At 40.7% G+C, this 14,284-nt stretch carries 15 protein-coding genes and 1 pseudogene; 11 read left to right on the forward strand and 5 right to left on the reverse strand.

The window, feature by feature from the left end; translation table 11 throughout:
* Positions 1-116: 116 nt before the first annotated feature.
* Positions 117-443: a hypothetical protein gene (locus tag ACLI1A_RS14905; protein ID WP_411409475.1), complete on the forward strand. Its 327-nt coding sequence runs from the start codon at positions 117-119 to the stop codon at positions 441-443.
* Between the two features lie 3 nt (positions 444-446).
* On the opposite strand, the gene ACLI1A_RS14910 is transcribed toward ACLI1A_RS14905, so the two are convergent.
* The 3 genes from ACLI1A_RS14910 to ACLI1A_RS14920 form a co-directional block, all read right to left on the reverse strand.
* Positions 447-923 (reverse strand): hypothetical protein, encoded by a 477-nt coding sequence (locus ACLI1A_RS14910; protein WP_411409476.1) that lies wholly within the window; start codon positions 921-923, stop codon positions 447-449.
* Between the two features lie 95 nt (positions 924-1,018).
* Positions 1,019-1,666: an NAD(P)-dependent oxidoreductase gene (locus tag ACLI1A_RS14915; RefSeq protein ID WP_411409477.1), complete on the reverse strand. Its 648-nt coding sequence runs from the start codon at positions 1,664-1,666 to the stop codon at positions 1,019-1,021.
* 30 nt (positions 1,667-1,696) lie between these two features.
* Positions 1,697-2,119: an Rrf2 family transcriptional regulator gene (locus tag ACLI1A_RS14920; RefSeq protein ID WP_411409478.1), complete on the reverse strand. Its 423-nt coding sequence runs from the start codon at positions 2,117-2,119 to the stop codon at positions 1,697-1,699.
* 232 nt (positions 2,120-2,351) lie between these two features.
* On the opposite strand from ACLI1A_RS14920, the gene ACLI1A_RS14925 reads away from it, so the two are divergent.
* Positions 2,352-3,263 carry an AEC family transporter gene (locus ACLI1A_RS14925; protein ID WP_411409479.1) on the forward strand — a complete coding sequence of 304 codons (912 nt, stop codon included), beginning with the start codon at positions 2,352-2,354 and terminating at the stop codon, positions 3,261-3,263.
* Between the two features lie 231 nt (positions 3,264-3,494).
* Positions 3,495-3,923 carry a DoxX family protein gene (locus tag ACLI1A_RS14930; protein WP_411409480.1) on the forward strand — a complete coding sequence of 143 codons (429 nt, stop codon included), beginning with the start codon at positions 3,495-3,497 and terminating at the stop codon, positions 3,921-3,923.
* Between the two features lie 25 nt (positions 3,924-3,948).
* Here ACLI1A_RS14930 and ACLI1A_RS14935 read toward each other — a convergent pair whose 3' ends face one another.
* On the reverse strand, positions 3,949-5,400 hold the full coding sequence (locus ACLI1A_RS14935) for a T9SS type A sorting domain-containing protein (protein ID WP_411409481.1): 1,452 nt from the start codon (positions 5,398-5,400) through the stop codon (positions 3,949-3,951).
* A gap of 110 nt (positions 5,401-5,510) precedes the next feature.
* Here ACLI1A_RS14935 and ACLI1A_RS14940 point away from each other — a divergent pair, with 110 nt between their 5' ends.
* Positions 5,511-6,917: an FAD-binding oxidoreductase gene (locus tag ACLI1A_RS14940; RefSeq protein ID WP_411409482.1), complete on the forward strand. Its 1,407-nt coding sequence runs from the start codon at positions 5,511-5,513 to the stop codon at positions 6,915-6,917.
* A 37-nt stretch (positions 6,918-6,954) separates the two neighbouring features.
* Here ACLI1A_RS14940 and ACLI1A_RS14945 read toward each other — a convergent pair whose 3' ends face one another.
* Positions 6,955-8,199, reverse strand: coding sequence for a cation:proton antiporter (locus tag ACLI1A_RS14945; RefSeq protein ID WP_411409483.1), 1,245 nt, complete (start codon positions 8,197-8,199; stop codon positions 6,955-6,957).
* A 222-nt stretch (positions 8,200-8,421) separates the two neighbouring features.
* On the opposite strand from ACLI1A_RS14945, the gene ACLI1A_RS14950 reads away from it, so the two are divergent.
* From ACLI1A_RS14950 to ACLI1A_RS14980, 7 genes and pseudogenes are all read left to right on the forward strand, one after another.
* Positions 8,422-8,802: a hypothetical protein gene (locus tag ACLI1A_RS14950; RefSeq protein ID WP_411409484.1), complete on the forward strand. Its 381-nt coding sequence runs from the start codon at positions 8,422-8,424 to the stop codon at positions 8,800-8,802.
* Positions 8,803-9,236: 434 nt separating this feature from the next.
* Positions 9,237-11,183 (forward strand): threonine--tRNA ligase, encoded by a 1,947-nt coding sequence (gene thrS, locus ACLI1A_RS14955; RefSeq protein WP_411409485.1) that lies wholly within the window; start codon positions 9,237-9,239, stop codon positions 11,181-11,183.
* Positions 11,184-11,207: 24 nt separating this feature from the next.
* Complete coding sequence (gene infC / locus ACLI1A_RS14960; RefSeq protein ID WP_411409491.1) at positions 11,208-11,765, forward strand: translation initiation factor IF-3; 558 nt, start codon at positions 11,208-11,210, stop codon at positions 11,763-11,765.
* Positions 11,766-11,901: 136 nt separating this feature from the next.
* Positions 11,902-12,099, forward strand: a complete 198-nt coding sequence (gene rpmI, locus ACLI1A_RS14965) for a 50S ribosomal protein L35 (RefSeq protein ID WP_411409486.1) — start codon at positions 11,902-11,904, stop codon at positions 12,097-12,099.
* Between the two features lie 119 nt (positions 12,100-12,218).
* Positions 12,219-12,563: a 50S ribosomal protein L20 gene (gene rplT, locus ACLI1A_RS14970; protein ID WP_411409487.1), complete on the forward strand. Its 345-nt coding sequence runs from the start codon at positions 12,219-12,221 to the stop codon at positions 12,561-12,563.
* Between the two features lie 129 nt (positions 12,564-12,692).
* Positions 12,693-13,535, forward strand: a pseudogene (locus ACLI1A_RS14975) (RHS repeat-associated core domain-containing protein); the annotation flags it as partial.
* A gap of 23 nt (positions 13,536-13,558) precedes the next feature.
* Positions 13,559-14,059 carry a hypothetical protein gene (locus ACLI1A_RS14980; RefSeq protein WP_411409488.1) on the forward strand — a complete coding sequence of 167 codons (501 nt, stop codon included), beginning with the start codon at positions 13,559-13,561 and terminating at the stop codon, positions 14,057-14,059.
* Positions 14,060-14,284 lie beyond the last annotated feature (225 nt).

A 14,284-nucleotide genomic window follows, 5' to 3' on the forward strand; every position in this document is an offset into this window, starting at 1 on the left:
CCCCTCTTCCCCTTCCTGACAATTATCCACAACACATTGTTAAAAAAATCTTGCTTAGAAAATATTCTTTATTAAGATTTTTTTCTTAAAATTGAACTGTTTTAAAAGTTGCGTTTATGAAACATTTTATAGAGTTCCTGGAGCCTGATTTTGGCAGGGTAGAAATCGTAGCGCCCCATGGGTTTAACCTGCTCGATTTAGAAAACGGCAGAACAACGTACTTAGAGGTGAGAAAATCCAGTTGGGATGCCTTTAGTAAGCTCTTATCAGCATTTACACTGCGAGGTACAAATGCCGTAGCAAATTATATATACCATAATAGCAATGGTGAGGCGGTGGAATTAAACATATGCATGTCTCGTGCACAAACCGATGGCTATACCTATTTTGGTATATATGTTAACGATTATAGCCCGGCAGTATTTGTACGGAGAATAGGATAGCAACTACTCTTTTGCAATAAGGTTGATAACCGTCTTTTTGTCCTTACTTGTTACTTCTTTTGCATTAGTTTTTTGGGGATTAGAATAATCAATAATGAGGTAGTTATAACCATAATGGCCGATGTATGACACCAATGAGAATTCAATAATGCACAACTTTTTACCGAAGTGGGTGCCAAAATAAATACCTTCAGGCAAAAGAGAGTAATAGGATTGCTGCAACTGAAGTAGCTGTTTTTGTCTGTTGAACCAAAAGGTAAATCCAGACTCTGGCTTAAATTTCATTTCGCCTTTACTGGTAACTGATTCGCATATATCAGTAGGCCATGCCCATTGAAAGCTATCCTCTTGATAGTTGGTAGTCAACACAAGATAGTCTTTATCAGCTTCTGTGCAATATAGCATTTTATCATTTACGCGGATAAACTCCTGACCTGTCACTGCCAGACTAAAAAATAAAAAGAAACACAAAAGTCTCATGTTGATTAGCTTTGGTTGTAAAACTAATAAAAAAGGAGTGGCATTACACCACTCCCCTACATATCGGTCGTTACGGAACTATAAAATTTCTAAAATTAGTACCCGGCAGTAAAACGCTGCCTACGGAAACGCGGCGTTTCGGTTTCGTCGGCTATTACTACGGCAAGGTCTTCTACCGACAGGGTATTCCGATGGTTATCGTCAAACACCGGGCTGTCAAACCCAAGGCGGTAGTTGCCGGTACGGCCGGTGGTAATGCCCGGGTGCATTTCTATAGCCGGGCTAAAGAATACCCAGTCCAGCTCTTTTTCATCCTGAAGGATTTTCAGGTATTTGCGCACGGCATTGGCTCCTGCTTTATAATCCTCAGGAAATTTAGGTGTATCTATAAGCTGAAGCCCCGGAGCCACGTATAGGCTGCCCGCCCCTCCTATTATTATAAAACGGCTTATGCCTGCTTTTTTCACCGCTTTTTGTATGCTGTCGGCGCCTTTAAGGTAGTCTACATATATATCAGGATTTGTCCATCCGGGATTGTATGCGCTTATAACCACATCATGCCCCGTTAATATTTCGGCCAGCTCATCCGTGTCAAAAATATCCGCCTTAACACCTGTTACTCCCTGCGGAAGTGTTTGCTTAGGGTGGCGGCTTATGGCTGTGGCCCTGTGCCCACGGTGCGAAAATTCATTTACAAGTGCGTTGCCTACAAAGCCGGTGGCTCCTATTATAGCTACTTTCATAATTACTTTGTGTTTATTGTTATGTTTGGGTTATACGGTTTCGGTTGCAAACTGACTACTAAACTCCTGTAGTGTTACCCCTTTCAGTTCGGTGCAAATACAGTGGTTAATATTACGGTACAGGTTGTCCAGGCTGTCCTTAATGTTTTTGCCTACAGGGCATTTACCATTTGGTTCGTTCCTGGAAAAACCCAGCGACATGCATTCAAAGGTGGTATTGTATACATCTTCAAGGGTAATTTCATCGGCAGGGCGTGCCAGGCGTGCACCGCCAAACTTCCCTTCGCGGCTCTCTACAATATTGTGCTTTTTCAGGTTGCCAATTTCCTTGCGGATGAGTACAGGGTTAATGTTCATGCAGCCTGCCAAAAAATCTGACGATAAAAAATCTTCCGGATGCCTGCTCATCAGGGTGAGTATGTGGAGCGTAATTGCAAATTTTCCGGAAATCATACTGTAATATTATTTGTTACTAATGTAAGAAGAATTTTTGTAAGGAAAAATAACTTTTACCACGAATTTCGCGAATTAAACGAATTTATTTGCCGAATCAATAAATATTACTGTGTTGGTGTAATTTATGAAATTAGCTACAAAATCCATCTCCGGTTAAATTGACAAAAATCATGTACAGGCTGCGGCTTTGTGCCGTATCTTTGAAAAATACCAAAAATTCCCCGCTTTTATGGATAGCCTTATCCTTATTGTAGTGTGTATGCTGGCCGGAGTAATGCTGCGCAGGCAAAACGTGGTACCGCCAAATGCACATGTGGCACTAAACCAGTTTGCCATATACCTGCTGCTGCCTGCCCTATCTTTGTACTACATACCTAAAATCCACGTAACTGAAAAATTACTATACCCTGTAGGAGCGGGCTGGTTCAGCTTTTTATTCAGTTGGGCATTTTTTGCCACATTAGGGAATTTGCTAAAATGGTCGCGCAAGCTACAGGGCTGCCTTATTATTACAGGCGGATTCCTAAACTCATCGTTTATAGGATTTCCGGTTATTGAGGCGCTGTATGGCAAACAGGGACTTAAAACCGCCATTATGGTAGACCAGCCCGGTACTTTTGTAATGCTCTCAACACTGGGTGTACTGGTAGCTGTGCTGTATTCGCGTGGAACGCCTTCTGCGGCTGTAATAGCCAAAAGAGTTTTCAGTTTTCCTCCATTTATAGGTTTTGCCATAGGTGCCGCAATGAACCTGCTGCATTATGATTTTATAGATATAGTACAAACCGTGCTTCAAAAACTGGGCAGCTGTGTTACTCCCGTAGCACTGGTAGCTGTAGGCTTACAACTAAAAATAGACCGACAAAGCAAACACTGGGGATTCCTTGCCTGGGGGCTTGCCATGAAGCTGTTGTTTATTCCTGCTTTTTTCTTTGTTGTGTACAAACTAATACTGGGTGCCCATGGCGAACTGATAGACATATCCATTATGGAAGCCGCCACGCCCCCCATGATCAGCGCTGCAATATTGGCCTCGGCGCACGGGCTAAAACCCAAACTTTCCGGAATGATGGTGGGCATAGGGATACCACTTTCGGCATTAACAATGGCGTTCTGGTATGCCGTGCTGCATTATTTGTAGTTGTTTTTAGCATAAAAATGCAACTATCAAATTCAAACGGTTAAAAAATTTAACCCGTGTATGCCTATTTCCTGAAAATACGCCCCCTTAAGATGGGTGTTCTCCGCAACATTTTGAAAAATTCATAATTATTTGATTTGCAAAGCAAATAGATTTATTTTAACACAAAATATGTAAAGGAATTCCTAAATTACGCTTCCTTAAACAAACTACTTATTTTCCTTGAAATCTATGTGGATCTTTAAAAGCACAATCAACAAAAACCTCAACAGTTTTGCACTGCTTTTGGTACGCGTTGTTGCCGGGGGGCTTATGCTTACCCATGGCATTATGAAATATAAAATGCTGATGGGTCCCGGCCCTGTAAAATTTGCCGACCCTATAGGCATTGGTGAAAACCTTACGCTGGCTTTAGCTGTATTTGCAGAGCTGGTGTGTTCTGCCCTTATTATACTTGGGTTTGCCACCCGTTTAGCTGCCCTGCCTCCTATCGTTACTATGGTTGTGGCCGTATTTGTGGTACACGCACACCAGGGACTGGAACAGCAGGAACTCCCTATACTTTATCTGCTAATATACATAGTGGTACTGATTACCGGCAGCGGTAAGTATTCTATAGACCGTATTATACCAAGGAAGAAACGGTATATTTTTAGTTAAAAAAGCTCACCGAAGTGAGCCTGTTTCATTGTTTTATGATCTTGTGCGTTTCTGTTTTATTACCAAAATCCAACTTTAAAAGGTATATGCCGCATTGGGTAATATTATCCAATTTCAGTTCCGTACTGCCATTATTGTAATTTACTGTCGGATTTGCCACCAGCCTTCCGGTAAAATCGTATACTTCTGCACTGTTTGGTGCCTGGCTTGCCTTTACAGTAATATGGTCTTTAAAAGGGTTTGGAGTAATGGTATTCTTCACAATATTTTTTTCGGTTTCAGTCAATGATGTAGCATCTACAATACGTATCATTTTAAGAGATGTACCTCCTGCTCCAACCACTAATATTGAACCATCCGTGCCTCGAGAAAATGCAGTCGATATATTATCTGAGAATGACCCAAAATTATAAGTATAAGTTCCCATTTGGTTAAAAGACGTATCCAGTGTTCCGTCTGCTAATGATCGTTTAATTTGAAAACTCCTACTGCAAGGTCCTCCTCCTCCCATACAGTAGTCCCATCCTGTAGTATATAATTTATCATCATCAGGTTCGCTACGAGAATAATAGAGCCAGAGATTATTATACAGGGGCATATTCGCATCCAAATCATATTTCAATGTCATTCCTCCATGATAAAATGACCAAATAAAAGTAAAATCTACATACAAAGTACTATCATTAACATTTATTTTATTAATAGTAATAATCGTACCATCATTAAGTTCAGTTGTCGTGGTTCCGTTATTACCAAAAGAAGAAACTAAATTTCCATTAATATCAACCATACTCAATAACAGTTTTTGGTAGATAGTACCATTATATAAATAATCAGTTCCTACCAGTAAAAAGTTCCCATTATAACTTTTTATAGCGTTACCATAGCTTTTTTGGTTTAGGAGTATCTCTTTATACCCTAAAGCAGTATCAAAAGCTGTATCCAGAACACCACCATTGTCTATTTTAAAATATATAAGTGTTTGAGATCTTGTTCCTACACAATAAAAACCACCATCAGGAAGATATACAAAATCGTCAATACTTTCATCTCCTGAAAAATCTATATAGGAGATACCATTTGTACCAAAAGCAGTATCTAAAACACCGCTGTCAATACTAATTTTAGCCAAAAAACCGTCATTATTAGTTTCATTTGGATTTGTTTTACCGTAAACATACATATAACCTTCAATAATCTTAAACCCCGAAATACCATGTAAAACACCATTATTATCTAAAGATACAATACCATCTACACCAAAAGTTGTATCAGTATCTCCGTCGTAAAGGACTTTAATAGCCTTATCATTAGAAATTAAATAATAACTATCGTTATATAGGGCAACATCTTTTGGAAAAAAAGATAAATTTTTCACAACAACCCCAGTACCTCCAAAAGTAGGGTCTAATACATAATTTTGGCTATAGCATGATGTTGAAATAGCCAACCACAGAAATAGGAATGTAGCTCTCATAGGAATGTTGGTTTTATTAGGCAATTTACCAAAAAGATAAATGCTTAACAAATTTCTTATCTATAAAAATTACATTTTCCCTACTTTTGAAAAGTAATTTACACACAGCAATGAACACTACGCTTACCACTCCACTTATAGAGCAACTACAGGCCATAACCGGCATACCATACGTTTTTACAGATGAGGAAACCCGCATTACTTACGGCCATGACGAAACCGAAGACTACAGCTTTCCGCCTACGGTGGTGGTAAAGCCGGGCACGCCCGAAGAGGTTTCGGCTATAATGAAGCTGGCCAACGACTATAAAATCCCGGTGGTACCCATAGGTGCACGCACCGGGCTTAGTGGCGGTGCACTAAGCATACATGGCGGCATAGGGCTGAGTATGGAGCGTTTTACATCACTGGAAATAGACGAAAAAAACCTGCAGGCTATAGCAGGCCCTGCAGTGATAACGCAGGTATTGCGTGATACGGCATCTGAGAAAGGATTGTTTTACCCACCCGACCCAAGCAGCCAGGGAAGTTGTTCCATTGGCGGTAACGTAGCCGAAAACAGTGGCGGTGCCCGTGCCGTAAAATATGGCGTAACGAAAGATTACATCCTGAATCTTGAGGTGGTATTGCCTAACGGCGAAATCATCTGGACGGGGGCTAATACCCTGAAAAACTCTACAGGATACAATCTTACCCAACTTATGGTGGGCAGCGAAGGCACACTAGGCATCATTACCAAAATTGTACTAAAACTCATTCCGAAGCCTACCCATAATGTACTGATGCTTATCCCTTTCTTTAAGGCGGGGCAAGCATGCGAGGCCGTTGCGGCAATATTCCGTGCGGGGGTTATGCCTAGTGCACTGGAATTTATGGAGCGCGATGCTATAGACTGGGGAATGAAGTACCTGGACAATGTAAGCATTGACATAAAAGATGAAGTACAGGCGCACCTACTGGTAGAAGTAGATGGTAACTACCCCGATGTGCTGTTTAGCGAAGCTGAAAAAATAATGGGCGTAGTAGAGGCTTTTGACATTGATGAAATTCTGTTTGCCGATACCGAAGACCAAAAAAACGCCTTGTGGAAACTGCGCCGCACGGTAGCCGAAGCGGTAAAATCGCACTCGGTATACAAAGAAGAAGATACAGTGGTGCCACGCTATGAGTTGCCCGTACTACTGGAAGGTATTAAAGCCATTGGCAAAAAATACGGTTTCCATTCGGTGTGCTACGGCCACGCCGGCGACGGCAACCTGCACGTAAACATTATTAAAGGTGACATGACCGATGAAAACTGGCTTGTAGAAGTACCTAAGGGCATCCGCGAAATATTTGAGCTTACCGTTTCACTGAAAGGTACACTTAGTGGCGAACACGGTATAGGCTTTGTACAAAAGAATTATATGGACATTGCATTCCCGGAAGTGCAGCTACAACTAATGAAGGGCATCAAGCAATTATTCGACCCGAATAACATACTGAATCCGGGTAAGATTTTACCGGATAATCTATAAAGCAGCTGAGTTTCTTAGCTACTAAGCTACTTAGAGGCTAAGAAGCTTCTTTACTTAATATTTTAGTAGCTACTTTACCTATAGTAAGCCCCTGCACTATAATACTAAATACCACTACAAAATAGGTTATGGCTATCAGGGTGTTTTTGTAAGGGTTGTCGTGCATAGACAGCGCCAGTGCTATGGAAACTCCGCCACGCAGGCCTCCCCATACCAGTATTTTTATGGTGCCTTTGGTAAACTTTTCCCTAAAGGTAATAAACTTGGTAGGCAGCCATATGGATATAAACCTGCCCATAAGTACCAGTGCCACGGTTATAAAACCGGGTATCCAGTAATTATGAAAATTCTTTATCATAAGCAAGTCCAGACCGATGATAAGGAACAATATAGCATTTAAGATTTCGTCGTTCAGTTCCCAGAATTTATCAAGGTAGTCTTTAGTAATGGCACTCATGGCAAAACGCTTGCGCAGGTTGCCTATCATTATCCCCGCAAAAACCATCGTTAACGGCCCCGATATGTGCAGGTAGCGTGCTATAAGGTAGCCGCCCATTACTACAGACAGTGTTATTAGTACCGATACCTTATAGTCATCCACCTTTCGCATGGCACGCGATGCCGTTATTCCCAGCGTAAGTCCTAATACAAAAGCCCCTCCTGCCTCTTTAACCAGCAGCCACAGTACGTGCACCGGGGTAACATCAGACGATTTCCCCTGGGCCAGTTGCAGTATTACGGCAAAGACCACTACAGCCACACCATCGTTAAACAACGATTCACCTGCAATTTTGGTTTCCAGCGATTTGCGCACCTTAGCCTGCTTTAGTATACTCAATACTGCTACAGGGTCGGTAGGCGAAATTAGCGCCCCAAAAAGCAAACAATATATATATGGTATTTCTAAGTCTTTTATCGGGATAAAATACACCAGTGTACCCACCACAAAAGTGGAAATAACCACGCTTATGGTAGAAAACACTACCACCGGAACGCGTTGTTCCTTAAGATCTTTAATATTAATATGAATGGCTCCGGCAAAGAGCAGGAAGTTCAGCATGGCTCCCATAAGCAGCTCGGTAAAATCGAACTTATTAATGAGTTGCGACAGCCCGTGCAGCGTTTTAGGGAATACATTACCAAAAGCCACCAGCAGTATAGATACCGCCATGGCTATAACCATAACCCCTATGGTAGAAGGAAGCCGCAGATAACGCACATTTAGGTAAGCGAAGAAGCTTGCGAGTACAATAAGGATAGAAACGGTATAATATAATTCCATAGGCGTATAGTAAAACGGAGTAGTAAGCGGATTTTTACAAAGATAACTTTTTTGAACGTTTTGGCTGGTTTTTTAACAGCTGAAAGCCCCACACCCCAGTTAAAGTTCAGGGAGCACAAAATACGTCTCTAACTAAAAAACACCTTATATAGTCTCTAAAAATCTAATCTCCCAACAATTCAATTAATCCAGAAAGAACTATCTTAGCCAAAAACCAACGCCATGAAAAAATTCATATTACTACTGCTGTTCATAGCATCTGCCTCAGTAAATGCACAAAGCACTAACGAGTGTAACAGGTTTCATACCGGTACATTTAAATATTTAGACAATCGCTTCGGAACCATTACCCGTACCGAAACCCGTCAACGCGAAGTGAATGAAAAAAACGGAAACTACTTTGACGGTACCATAAAATGGCTGAGCGACTGCGAATATGAAATTACTCTGGAAAAATCTAACGCTACTGGCACCGAAGAAATGATGGGTAAACCCATAAGGGCTGCAATTGTAGCCATAAGCGGAAACGTAGCTACAATACAATTCATTGCTCCTGACGGCTCTAAGGGATACATAAAAATAGAAAAAGTAGAGATCCAGTAAAGTTATCCTCCTATCTAAAAACCTAACAATCATATTCACTCTAAAAGCACTATCTTTATGTAAACCAAAGTACATAACCCATGGACCGCCTGCTTATAAAAGGAACATCTCAGGAAGACATTCAGCGCATTGCCGACTTTGCAGCACGCCTAGGGCTAAATAATGAAAGCCATGCGTAAAAACCGGATTGAAGGATAACGGGAGACGCATGCAATGCGTCTCTACGGGAAAATCTTCGATAATCCGCGATTGCCAGCATCCGTTTTATCAGCGTTCCATATAACACACCCCCAGCCGTTCTCGCAGAGGGTAGCCGCTACAGCTTCCAACAACCAAAAACTAACAACCAACAACCCTCTAAAAATCTAATAATCTTACAATCCTATCAATCTAAAAATCGCTATATTTGCGCACATTGTAAATTTTTAATACTAATGATAAATATTACACTGCCGGACGGTTCGGTAAAACAGTTTGAGTCGGGAGCAACTCCCCACGATGTGGCCGTAAGCATAAGCGAGGGCCTTGCTAGGAATGTTATTTCTGCATCTTTTAATGGTACAACTGTTGAAACCAAGACCCCACTGACGACCGACGGTTCGCTAATATTATACACCTGGAACGACAAAGAGGGCAAAAAAGCCTTTTGGCACTCTACCAGCCACGTTATGGCGCAGGCACTACAGGAGCTATACCCCGGTATTAAGCTTACCATAGGCCCAGCTATAGACAATGGTTTTTACTACGACGTAGACTTTAACGGACAAACAATTACCGATAAAGACTTTAAAGCCGTAGAAGACCGCGTACTGGCCATAGCCAAAGAAAAATATGAATTCACCATGCGTTCGGCTACTAAGGCCGAGGCGCTTGCGTTTTATAAAGCTGAAGAAAACCCGTACAAGACCGAGCTTATCGAGAACCTTGAAGACGGCACAATCACCTTTTGCGACCACGCTACCTTTACCGACCTTTGCCGTGGCGGTCACATCCCGAACACAGGCATTATAAAGGCGTTTAAAATTATGAGCGTGGCAGGTGCCTACTGGCGCGGTGACGAAAAGAACAAGCAGCTTACACGCGTGTACGGTATCTCTTTCCCTAAGCAGAAAGACCTTACCGAATACCTTGAGCTACTTGAGGAAGCTAAGCGCCGCGACCACCGAAAACTGGGCAAGGAGCTGGAACTGTTTACTTTCTCACAAAAAGTAGGGCAAGGTCTTCCGTTATGGTTGCCAAAAGGTGCCGCCCTGCGCGACCGCCTGGAGCAATTCCTGAAAAAAGCACAAAAGAAAGCCGGATATGAGCAGGTGGTAACGCCGCACATAGGCCAAAAAGAACTATATGTAACCAGTGGACACTACGCTAAGTATGGCGCAGACAGCTTCCAGCCGATACATACTCCTGCCGAAGGCGAGGAGTTTTTGCTGAAGCCGATGAACTGTCCGCACCACTGCGAAATATATAACAGCAAACCGTGGTCGTACAAAGACCTGCCTAAGCGCTATGCTGAATTTGGTACTGTATACCGCTACGAGCAGAGTGGTGAGCTTCATGGGTTAACACGTGTACGTGGATTTACTCAGGATGACGCGCACATTTTCTGTACTCCTGATCAGCTTGATGAGGAATTCAAAAAAGTAATCGACCTGGTACTGTATGTATTCGGTTCGCTTGGTTTTGAAAACTTCAGCGCGCAGATTTCGCTTCGCGATAAAGAAAATCGCGACAAGTACATCGGTTCTGAAGAAAACTGGGAAAAGGCTGAAAACGCGATTATTAACGCTGCTAAAGACAAAGGTCTTAACACGGTAGTAGAGTACGGCGAGGCGGCCTTTTATGGTCCTAAGCTCGACTTTATGGTGAAAGACGCCCTGGGCCGCCAGTGGCAGCTGGGTACCATTCAGGTAGACTATAACCTACCTGAGCGTTTTGACCTGAGCTACAAAGGTTCAGATAACGAACTGCACCGCCCGGTTATGATTCACCGTGCACCATTTGGTTCTATGGAGCGCTTTATAGCGATATTGCTGGAAAACACAGCCGGTAATTTCCCGCTTTGGCTAATGCCGGAGCAGGCTATCATACTGTCTCTTAGTGAGAAATATGAAAATTATGCCAAAAAAGTTTTAGAATTGCTCGAAAATCACGAAATTCGCGCTCTAATTGACAACCGCAACGAAACGATTGGTAAAAAGATACGTGATGCGGAGGTTCAAAAAATGCCTTTTATGCTTATCGTGGGCGAAGAAGAAGAGAAAAACGGCACCATTTCGGTACGCCGCCACGGACAAGCCGGTAAGGGCAACCAGACGCTGACGATAGATCAATTTGCTGCACTGGTGCAGGAAGAGATAGATAAAACGCTGAAACCATTCTAAGTTTAACTTAAAAATTTAAGAGCCATAGCTATTAGAAACAACAGGGGACCACAACCCCGCGTAGAAAAAAAAGATCCGCACAGGATTAACGCCCTTATCAGGGTACCTGAAGTAAGGCTTGTAGGCGAAAACATAGAGCCGGGTGTATACCGTACATCGCAGGCACTACAGTGGGCCGAAGAGCAGGAGCTTGACCTTGTAGAAATATCTCCAAATGCCGCACCGCCGGTATGTAAGATTATGGACTACAAGAAGTTTCTTTATGAACAAAAGAAGCGCGACAAAATGCTGAAGGCAAAAAGCACGCAAATTGTTGTAAAAGAAATACGCTTCGGGCCGCAGACCGATGAGCACGATTACGAGTTTAAGAAAAAGAATGCCGAAAAGTTCCTGAAAGAAGGAAGTAAACTAAAAGCATTTGTATTCTTTAAAGGCCGTAGTATCATCTACAAAGAACAAGGGCAGATACTGCTGCTTAAACTGGCCACAGACCTTGAAGAATGGGGTAAGGTAGAAGCCATGCCTGTGCTTGAAGGTAAAAGGATGATTATGTTTATAGCGCCTAAGAAGAAGAAAGCATAAGTTTTTATTGTTTCAGGTTTAAAGTTTAAAGTTACAGGTTCTACTCGGTAAGAGTGAGCCCAACTTGAAACCTTAAACCTGAAACTTTTAAACAAAAATTATTTGTAAGTAAGATAAATCAAAATACAGGAAGAAAATGCCTAAAATGAAAACAAAATCCAGTGCCAAGAAACGTTTTCAGGTAACTGGGTCAGGTAAAATCAAAAGGAAGCACGCTTTCAAAAGTCACATCCTGACAAAAAAATCTACAAAGCGTAAGCTTGCCCTTACTCATGCTACACTTGTTCACCCAAGTGATGAGAAGAGCGTAAAACAACAACTTAGGATTATCTAATAAGATACGTCCTTTAATTGTTCGGTTAAAATAAATTTATAACCCTGGAGTATGGCTTTTAAGTTCCCAAAACATTATAATTAAAACGGGGCGCCTGCTACAAAAAAAATTAAAGAATTATGCCAAAATCAACAAATTCTGTTGCATCAAGGGCCCGCAGGAAAAGGGTTCTTAAGCAAGCCAAAGGATTCTTTGGAAGACGTAAAAACGTTTGGACAGTAGCGAAAAACGCGGTAGAAAAAGCAATGGTTTATGCTTACCGTGACCGCAAACAAAAGAAAAGAAATTTCCGTGCACTATGGATTATGCGTATTAACGCTGGTGCCCGTCAGCACGGTCTTAGCTATTCTCAGTTTATGGGTAAAGTAAAAGCAGCAGGTATAGAGCTTAACCGTAAGGTTCTTGCAGATCTTGCTACTAACCACCCAGAAGCGTTTGCAGCTATAGTAAACCAGGTTAAATAATAACGTTCGTCTAACAATATATTTATCTTACTTACATAAACGAAACTCCCGCAATAGCGGGAGTTTTTTTGTTATATTAGCAGAAACAACCGATAATTAAATTAATCAGTATAGAAGTATAAGTACAACGGCAAGGAGCTGCAAGACGAGCTGGGGCTGAACATGTACGATTATGGGTTCAGAAATTATGACCCTGCACTGGGCAGGTGGATGAATATTGACCCGCTGGCGGAAAGATATGTTAATACAAGTGTTTATACTTACGCAATCAACAATCCCATGAGATTTATTGATCCTGATGGCAAAAGAATAATTGGTGTGACAAAAAATGACGCTGAAAAAGCTCATGAAGATTTAAACCTAATTTTTAAAGATAAAAAGTTTGATGCATTTAGGTCTTTAATTACACGTTCAGGAAAAAATGGAAAAGGAAAAAATTTTAATAAGATTGGAAAAGAAGCTCTTGAAAAAGCTTTAGTGGATCTTGGAGGAGATGATTTAGCTTTAGCAACAATAATTGCTAATACAATAAATTCTGAGGATGAACATGTTATTGAATATACTTCAAGCAATGCAGACTTAATATCCACAAGCGGAGAAAATGCTTTTTCAGGAAGTATACCTAGTTATATCAGTATTGAAAAGGAAAAAGAAAAATATGGAGGAATAAGATCACTTACCGTAGTCGGCAGTATAGGAGGAGGAGGTACTGTGAAAACTAAAAAAGGGACTCACACAATTATTCAGCAAGGAAGTACAGCTACTTCTAGAGAGGTGACATTTGGTCATGAAATGTTTGGTCATGGAAGGTCTTTAGCTCAAGGGCGTGAAGCAACTCAACACATAGATGCAGTACGAACTGAAAATTTAATTCATAGGGTAATGGGGAATCCTGGACTACAAATAGATGGAACCCAACATGCTGATGGGTCTAAAGTAATAGATCCTCAAAAAATACCTGAATTTAATTAATCACTCTTATAAAACTAAATAAAATGAAGACTATATTAATTTTGGCAATACTTCTGCATTCGTCAATATCTTTTTGTCAAACAAATAGCGAAGAAAAAAATATAACTAAAATAGATTCTTTAGTCCAAAATAGTTTAAATTTTGATAAAAGTAATTCATATCTCATTTATAGTGTAGAACGAAACATACTTGTTATTGATTCTGTTAATAAAACATTGTATTATCTTAAACGAAGCAAAGAAGGTGTACTGTCTTCAAAAAAACTTAGTTCAAAATCTATCAACCGAATATTTAATCATAAAAATATATATAAAGGCTACTTATTTTCTAATAACAAATATGATTATTCTTGCGCTAGCTCGTTTGTTTATTTGTCAGTAACGTGCAAAAGCTCGAAAATATTTCAATTTTATTTACCTTTTATGCTTATGTGTGATCAAAATAAAGTTGAATACCCATTTAATGAAAAAGTTCTTGAGGAGTTACACAACTTTTTACAAGAGTTTATTAGTAAAGAAGGGTAATATTTATATTAGATGGTAGTGTTTCAGATTAGGTACTTTTACAAAGAGATACTTTAATAGACTGAAATACATAACGAAAATTAATGTTAAATATAGAATTCTATTGCCTTTTAATTATGACAAAAAACAAAATAAAAAATTCAATTGCACTATTACTAATTATAATATTTGCTTCTTGTAGTACAAATGAGGAAGCAATTAAATCACACGGTAACAACACGGACA

Origin of the sequence: Flavobacterium sp. RHBU_3 (assembly GCF_046613565.1) — a bacterium.
In the GTDB taxonomy this organism is placed as follows: Bacteria; Bacteroidota; Bacteroidia; order Flavobacteriales; family Flavobacteriaceae; genus Flavobacterium.

What these genes read in the sequence shown, in the direction of transcription:
- ACLI1A_RS14910 (WP_411409476.1), bottom strand. Translation starts at nt 923, where the DNA reads ATGAGACTTTTGTGTTTCTTTTTATTTTTTAGTCTGGCAGTGACAGGT.
- rpmI (WP_411409486.1), top strand. Translation starts at nt 11,902, where the DNA reads ATGCCTAAAATGAAAACAAAATCCAGTGCCAAGAAACGTTTTCAGGTA.
- ACLI1A_RS14945 (WP_411409483.1), bottom strand. Translation starts at nt 8,199, where the DNA reads ATGGAATTATATTATACCGTTTCTATCCTTATTGTACTCGCAAGCTTC.
- ACLI1A_RS14925 (WP_411409479.1), top strand. Translation starts at nt 2,352, where the DNA reads ATGGATAGCCTTATCCTTATTGTAGTGTGTATGCTGGCCGGAGTAATG.
- ACLI1A_RS14935 (WP_411409481.1), bottom strand. Translation starts at nt 5,400, where the DNA reads ATGAGAGCTACATTCCTATTTCTGTGGTTGGCTATTTCAACATCATGC.
- ACLI1A_RS14915 (WP_411409477.1), bottom strand. Translation starts at nt 1,666, where the DNA reads ATGAAAGTAGCTATAATAGGAGCCACCGGCTTTGTAGGCAACGCACTT.
- ACLI1A_RS14950 (WP_411409484.1), top strand. Translation starts at nt 8,422, where the DNA reads ATGAAAAAATTCATATTACTACTGCTGTTCATAGCATCTGCCTCAGTA.
- ACLI1A_RS14920 (WP_411409478.1), bottom strand. Translation starts at nt 2,119, where the DNA reads ATGATTTCCGGAAAATTTGCAATTACGCTCCACATACTCACCCTGATG.
- ACLI1A_RS14980 (WP_411409488.1), top strand. Translation starts at nt 13,559, where the DNA reads ATGAAGACTATATTAATTTTGGCAATACTTCTGCATTCGTCAATATCT.
- rplT (WP_411409487.1), top strand. Translation starts at nt 12,219, where the DNA reads ATGCCAAAATCAACAAATTCTGTTGCATCAAGGGCCCGCAGGAAAAGG.
- ACLI1A_RS14940 (WP_411409482.1), top strand. Translation starts at nt 5,511, where the DNA reads ATGAACACTACGCTTACCACTCCACTTATAGAGCAACTACAGGCCATA.
- thrS (WP_411409485.1), top strand. Translation starts at nt 9,237, where the DNA reads ATGATAAATATTACACTGCCGGACGGTTCGGTAAAACAGTTTGAGTCG.
- ACLI1A_RS14930 (WP_411409480.1), top strand. Translation starts at nt 3,495, where the DNA reads ATGTGGATCTTTAAAAGCACAATCAACAAAAACCTCAACAGTTTTGCA.
- ACLI1A_RS14905 (WP_411409475.1), top strand. Translation starts at nt 117, where the DNA reads ATGAAACATTTTATAGAGTTCCTGGAGCCTGATTTTGGCAGGGTAGAA.